The organism is Roseofilum sp., assembly GCF_982964205.1.
On the sequence record NZ_CEZBFX010000181.1, the window covers coordinates 1 to 5957 of the forward strand.

General features: G+C 43.9%; 8 protein-coding genes. 6 read left to right on the plus strand and 2 right to left on the minus strand.

Annotation, left to right across the window (positions count from 1 at the left end; all coding sequences use genetic code 11):
• On the plus strand, positions 1-270 hold a 270-nt coding region (locus AC3A14_RS23690; protein WP_487779199.1), incomplete at its 5' end, for a hypothetical protein.
• On the opposite strand, the gene gcvH is transcribed toward AC3A14_RS23690, so the two are convergent.
• Entirely contained in the window at positions 267-668 is a 402-nt protein-coding gene (gene gcvH, locus AC3A14_RS23695; protein WP_318702027.1) for a glycine cleavage system protein GcvH, read from the minus strand. The genes AC3A14_RS23690 and gcvH overlap by 4 nt on opposite strands.
• An 88-nt stretch (positions 669-756) precedes the next feature.
• Between gcvH and AC3A14_RS23700 the strand changes: the two genes are divergently transcribed.
• The 3 genes from AC3A14_RS23700 (at position 757) to AC3A14_RS23710 (ending at position 4099) form a co-directional block, all read left to right on the plus strand.
• A complete protein-coding gene (locus AC3A14_RS23700) occupies positions 757-2307 on the plus strand; it encodes a diguanylate cyclase domain-containing protein (protein WP_318736084.1) in 1551 nt (516 codons plus the stop codon).
• 88 nt (positions 2308-2395) lie between these two features.
• Positions 2396-2866: a C6orf136 family protein gene (locus tag AC3A14_RS23705; RefSeq protein ID WP_318736086.1), complete on the plus strand. Its 471-nt coding sequence runs from the start codon at positions 2396-2398 to the stop codon at positions 2864-2866.
• 57 nt (positions 2867-2923) lie between these two features.
• The gene (locus AC3A14_RS23710; protein WP_318702024.1) at positions 2924-4099 is read left to right on the plus strand and encodes an AI-2E family transporter; all 1176 of its coding nucleotides are present in this window, start codon (positions 2924-2926) and stop codon (positions 4097-4099) included.
• Here AC3A14_RS23710 and AC3A14_RS23715 read toward each other — a convergent pair.
• Positions 4091-4870 carry a hypothetical protein gene (locus tag AC3A14_RS23715; protein ID WP_318736088.1) on the minus strand — a complete coding sequence of 260 codons (780 nt, stop codon included), beginning with the start codon at positions 4868-4870 and terminating at the stop codon, positions 4091-4093. The genes AC3A14_RS23710 and AC3A14_RS23715 overlap by 9 nt on opposite strands.
• A 143-nt stretch (positions 4871-5013) precedes the next feature.
• Between AC3A14_RS23715 and AC3A14_RS23720 the strand changes: the two genes are divergently transcribed.
• Both AC3A14_RS23720 and AC3A14_RS23725 read left to right on the plus strand, forming a co-directional pair.
• Positions 5014-5613 (plus strand): 7-carboxy-7-deazaguanine synthase QueE, encoded by a 600-nt coding sequence (locus AC3A14_RS23720; RefSeq protein WP_318736090.1) that lies wholly within the window; start codon positions 5014-5016, stop codon positions 5611-5613.
• An 11-nt stretch (positions 5614-5624) separates the two neighbouring features.
• Positions 5625-5882 (plus strand): hypothetical protein, encoded by a 258-nt coding sequence (locus tag AC3A14_RS23725; protein ID WP_318736093.1) that lies wholly within the window; start codon positions 5625-5627, stop codon positions 5880-5882.
• Positions 5883-5957 lie beyond the last annotated feature (75 nt).

Consider the following 5957-nt stretch of genomic DNA (forward strand, 5'->3'; position numbering starts at 1 on the left):
TTCTACTGTAAAGCCGTCCTAAAAGGACGGGGTTTTAGACCCATTTTTCTGATAACACACATAAAGCCAGAAAACTGCTGTATCAAGTCCCTTAAAACAGTTGTCATTGCTACCGTTCTAGAAGCAATCGCCAAGACTAAGGAGATTGTTGGGATTGCTTCATTGCGCTCCACGGCCTTTGCAATGACTTCATCATCATTGACGTGCCGGACTGGATATGAGCAGTCCTTAAAGCTTAAAGTCTTTGAGGTTCAATCCGTTTATCTTTAACGATCTTCCTCATCCCCTTCGAGTTGAGCGCGGTATTCTGAGGCTGAGAGTAAGCCATCTAGTTCTTCCTTCTCATCAATCCGGACTTTGATTAACCATCCATCTCCGTAAGGATCGTCACCAATATTTTCGGGGTTTTCCAGTAGCTCTTCATTGCATTCAAGGACGGTTCCCACAACGGGAGCCTTAAGGTCTTCAACCGCTTTCACCGATTCAATTGAACCGAAAGATTCTCCTTTTTCTAGAGCATCTCCGACTTCTGGCAATTCAAGATGAACAATATCACCGAGTTGATCGATCGCAAAGGCACTCAGTCCAATCGTGGCAATCTCGCCATCAAGCCGCACGTACTCATGGCTGTCCAGGTATTTTAGATCGTCTGGATATTCTAATTCCATAGAAACTTCCTATTTTTTTCGACTAATCTCTAATGGTTATATATCAGGATTTGGGTATGATCGGCCCATATTCATTTAATTTTCAGAGATGATTCGTCAAAAGTGGCGATCGCCCCTTACCCCTTACCGACTACCCCTTACCGATTACCCATTCATGAGTCGAAAGCTCTCACAGCGATTAAAAGAAACCATCCTTGTGGTTGACGATGAACCAGATAATCTGAGTTTACTGAATCGGATTTTGGTGAAGGAGGGATATCGAGTCAAGGTAGCCTCTAATGGCAAGGAGGCTTTAAGCTCTATCCAAGCTGGGTCAATAGATTTAGTGCTGTTGGATGTGATGATGCCCGATATGAATGGGTATGAGCTTTGTCAACATCTAAAATCTATAGAATTCATTGCCGATGTCCCCGTGTTGTTTATTAGCGCCATGGATGAAACCCTCAGTAAAGTTAAAGGGTTTGAAGTAGGGGCAGTCGATTACATTAGTAAGCCGTTTGAGCCAGTGGAAGTAGTAGTGCGGATTGAGCATCAGCTACGATTACGTAAATATCAACAGAAGTTAGAAGAACAAAATGCCCAGTTACAGTTACTACTAGATACCACCGAAGCTCTGAGTGATACCATTGATATTGAGTCTGCCTTAGAGAAGGTGCTCGCCCAAATTTGTCATACGATTCATTGGGATTTTGCAGAAGCTTGGATGCCAACTCAGGGAGGGACTCAGTTACGGTTAAGTCGGGGTGGATATAGCCATATTCCGCAATTTGAGGGGTTTCGTCATCTAAGTGAGGCGATCGCCTTTACCCCCCATGAAGGGTTACTCGGACGGGTTTTGATCTCTAAAGAGTTGGAATGGATTGAGGATATCTCGCAAACTACGCGTACGATCTCTCCCCGAATGCAGCAAGCCAAAGAGGTGGGTTTGAAGGGAGCTTTAGCTATACCCATTTGTTGGCAGAGGGAAGTGTTGGCGGTATTGATCTTTTTTTCGCGATCGCCCTATTCTCCTGAGCAGTGTTCCTTAGCTTTAGTCCAATCCGTCGCCAACCAGTTAGCTTCCTTAATGCGACGCAAACAAGCAGAGGCTGATTTACGCCACGCCAATCAACAGTTAACTCGTTTAGCTACTCTCGATGGTTTAACTCAAGTGGCCAACCGGGGACATTTCGATCAAGTATTAAGTTATGAATGGTCGCGATTGTTGCATCTGATGCAACCTCTATCCTTGATTTTGGCAGATGTGGATTATTTTAAACGCTATAACGACTGCTATGGTCATTTAGCTGGGGACGACTGTTTGCGCAAAGTCGCTCAGGTGATGGCAGAGGCAGTCAGACGCTCCAGAGATTTAGTGGCTCGATATGGGGGGGAAGAGTTTGTTATTTTATTGCCGAATACTGATAGTGTAGGCGCTCTCCAGGTTGCCGAACGCATTCATCGGGGAATCGGGGAACGACAATTGCCTCATGCCAATTCTGATATACAGGCTTATGTTACCTTGAGCTTAGGGGTTGCCTGTATGGTTCCCAGCATTACTCGATCCCCAGAAGCCTTGATTGCTAAGGCAGATGCCTCATTATATCAAGCCAAAACTCAAGGGCGCGATCGCATTGTCCTCAATGAAGGCGCTCGGTGAAATGGGTTTGAGGGCGATCGTTGAATCAGACAGAGCATTATTGGCTAAAATCTAACTAGCCAATTCAGCAAAATTCTCTTTACCGATCATGAACTCAGAATCAGTCCTATCCACCAACTCTGATGCTCTACCGCCCCAGATTAAAGAGGTGATGGAGATTCTGCAACAAGACTTACCCACCTTATTTCAGCAGGATATTAACTACAACATTTATACCCCAGATATCCTCTTTGAAGACCCCATCAGTCAATTTAAGGGTAAACTCAATTATCGGATTATATTTTGGACACTGCGCTTTCATGGTCAATTGTTTTTCACCGAGCTATTTTTTGATGTCCATCAGATGCACTTTTTGCCTCCCGAAACCCTGCGCGTAGACTGGACTGTGCGCGGTAAACTGCGCGTTCCCTGGAAGGCAGAGATTAACTTTAATGGTTATTCTACCTATACCTTCAACGACCAAGCTCTGATCGATCGTCATGTCGATACTTGGGATCGTTCACCTCTAAAGATTTTAAAGCAATTTCTCCCGCGATCGCCCTCTACTCAAGTAAAATAGCCGAACAACAACCTTACCCATTACCCATTACCCATCAAGGGTGAGGAGGAAATCCTGGTGACACTCGGTCAATTACTTGGCTTTTTCAGTTTAGTTACATCCCTGTATATTCTCTGGATAATACGGGGGATTTTACTACTTGTTTTCACTGCGATTGTACTGGCGACTGCCCTCAACCGTGGAGTGCGTCTGGTGCAAAAATTCGGCCTCAATCGAGGATTCTCGGTTTTAGTCACCATCAGTGTTACCTTTCTCTGTTTTTTGTTCTTCTATTGGATTATTGTTCCTCCCTTCATTGAACAATTTCAAATTCTGATTAATCTGATCCCGACTGGACTCGAACAACTGCGAATTCTGCTCTACCAATGGAGAGCAAATACTCCCTCTTGGTTACCAGAACCTCCTGATTTATCCAGTGGATTTCAACAAATTCAACCCTTCCTGACCCAAGTCTTTGGCAACTTCTACTCCTTCTTTTCTAACTCGATCATTGCTGTGGGTCAATTGCTGTTGGTGATTGTCTTAACCTTAATGTTTTTAGGCGATCCTCTTTCCTATCGTCAAGCTTTAGTTCGTCTTTTTCCCTCCTTTTACCGGCGGCGAGCTGATAGCATTTTAGCCGAATGTGAAATCGCTTTAGATAATTGGTTTGGGGGCATTATTATCAACTCCCTGTTCATTGGTACACTCAGTTTTATCGGATTATCCATCATTGGAGTACGCTTAGTTTTAGCTCATGCATTATTGGCGGGATTACTCAATTTTATCCCCAATATTGGGCCAACTTTAAGTGTTGTTTTACCGATGACTGTTTCCCTCTTAGATACTGGTGGATTCCTCAAAGCTGGGGCAGTTTTGATTTTATATGTCGTTGTTCAACAAGTGGAAAGCTATTGGTTAACGCCCACGGTGATGGCCAAACAAGTCTCCCTGTTGCCGGCAGCAACGCTCCTGGCTCAACTTATTTGTTTACAGCTTTTTGGTATTATTGGTCTGTTCTTAGCCCTTCCTTTAGCAGTCATTGCTCAGGTCTGGATTAAACGACTTCTGATCGAAGATATTCTTGACCAATGGGTATTAGAAAATCCCGATTCACCTTTAGCTGCCGTTCTCCAAGGATCGGGAGATAATTCGGGAGATAATAGAGATGAAAGTGTTCAAGAGAGTTTACCTGAGCCTGAAGTGTCAGAACTCTCTTGCCAAGAAAAGGAAGATCGAGACCAATTAGAATAAGTTAAACAAATTAAATCGATAGCCAACTCCTAATACAATCCCGACTTCAGTTTTACTATCAACAAACCCCGCATTCACCCGCACTGTTCCCATGAAATCTCTGGATAAAGGAATATCAACACCCCCAACCACTAACCCATGAAACCGCAATTCGTCTTGAGTGGTCACTAAAGTTCCTCCACCTAAAAACGGCATAGCAACGACTTCTTGAGTCTGGGGATTTTTGATGGGAATTTCACCAGTTAGAGCAAACATACTTGCTGTTTGCTTGCCAAAAGAGGTAGCATTATGCAAAGTTAGATATTCGCTCAACGCTCCTTTACTCATTAAAGAAAATCCACCACTGCCTAGAGCCGTTTCTCCATCGCTTAAGCCAATAGTTCCGCCAATGCCGAAATAACTACCTACGGCTGGTCTTGGATCGGATATACTGGTTTGCTGTGCGGTGGTTGGATCGGGTTCGACTGACTCATTATTGGGTAGAGGATATGTGGGTAAAGGGGGAGGAGGTTCTGGTAAAACAGGATTTTCTAAAGGAACAGGTTCAAGTTGTTTTTCTGCCCTGACTGGCTGGTATTCTAGAGTACTTCCTGTTGTTTGCTCTAGGGTATAATTTGGGTCTTCTGCGGGTCCAGCATCCGTAACGCTGACATAGTTGCCATACATTACCCCATTGCTTTGAGCTTGAGCAAATTGTACGGGGTAAATTGCCCCAACGATCGCCCCCCAGAAGGCCAGTAATCCGATCGCTTTACACCCTGTATGGTTCATCGTTTCTCCTTTGGGTTGATGGTCGTAATTATTAGTTATTATATTTTCCAACATGAGGCGCTGTAAATTCTAATTATTATAACCCAAAAGTAGAGGTGATTGTTATAATGGAAGGCCCGTTCCTATGTAATTGATAGCCATCTGTGAAAACCTATCCCATTGTAGAAAAATTTCATTCGATCCAAGGAGAAGGCTATTGGGTGGGACGAAATGCTTTTTTTATTCGCCTCGGAGGCTGTGATGTGGGCTGTTGGTTCTGCGATACGAAAGAATCTTGGCCTGTGGACAAACATCCCCAATATTCCATTGAGCAATTGGCTGAAGCTGTTTTAGCAGTCAATCCGAGTATGATTGTAATTACTGGAGGAGAGCCGTTAATGCATAATTTGGATGAATTAACCCAGGGCTTAAGGTCTTTGTGCCATCTCCCTTTACACTTAGAAACCTCTGGCGCTTATCCCTTTTCGGGGACATTTGATTGGGTGACGTTTTCCCCGAAACAGTCTAAATCTCCCGATCGCAGTATGGGCACTTATGCAGATGAGTTAAAAGTGGTGATTACTGGGCCAGAAGATCTAGACTGGGCCAAGGAACAAGCTCAGTTCGTGAAGCCTAACACAGTCAAATTTTTACAACCCGAATGGAATAGCCCAAAAACCATTGATTTAGCAATGCAGTTTGTTTTACATCACCCAGACTGGCGCATAAGTTTACAAACCCATAAGTTTTTGGGTTGTCCTTAATAATTGACTGAATGATGAACATTCCATTTCAGCCCGATCGCACTGAAATCGATTGCTGGAAGCACAAAATAGATGTTGCTAATGAGCATAATGTCTTTTGCCACTGCCATCAGTGTGGCTATGAATGGGTGATTTTTGCGGAAAATCAGGCTTGTCCAGATGGTAATGATAGATATTTTATTCACTTCAACTGCCCGGTGGCGATCCCAACTGAGCTGCGATCGCCATCTCATCTTTTAGCTATGATACAGCGCTTCGCGCTGTTATGAGGTACAGTAACAACAATGAACCAACCCTATTCTTAAATGTTTCGGATTAATTAAGTCAAGGGCTACAGCCAGAAG

What these genes read in the sequence shown, in the direction of transcription:
- gcvH (WP_318702027.1), bottom strand. Translation starts at nt 668, where the DNA reads ATGGAATTAGAATATCCAGACGATCTAAAATACCTGGACAGCCATGAG.
- AC3A14_RS23700 (WP_318736084.1), top strand. Translation starts at nt 757, where the DNA reads ATGATTCGTCAAAAGTGGCGATCGCCCCTTACCCCTTACCGACTACCC.
- AC3A14_RS23705 (WP_318736086.1), top strand. Translation starts at nt 2,396, where the DNA reads ATGAACTCAGAATCAGTCCTATCCACCAACTCTGATGCTCTACCGCCC.
- AC3A14_RS23715 (WP_318736088.1), bottom strand. Translation starts at nt 4,870, where the DNA reads ATGAACCATACAGGGTGTAAAGCGATCGGATTACTGGCCTTCTGGGGG.
- AC3A14_RS23725 (WP_318736093.1), top strand. Translation starts at nt 5,625, where the DNA reads ATGATGAACATTCCATTTCAGCCCGATCGCACTGAAATCGATTGCTGG.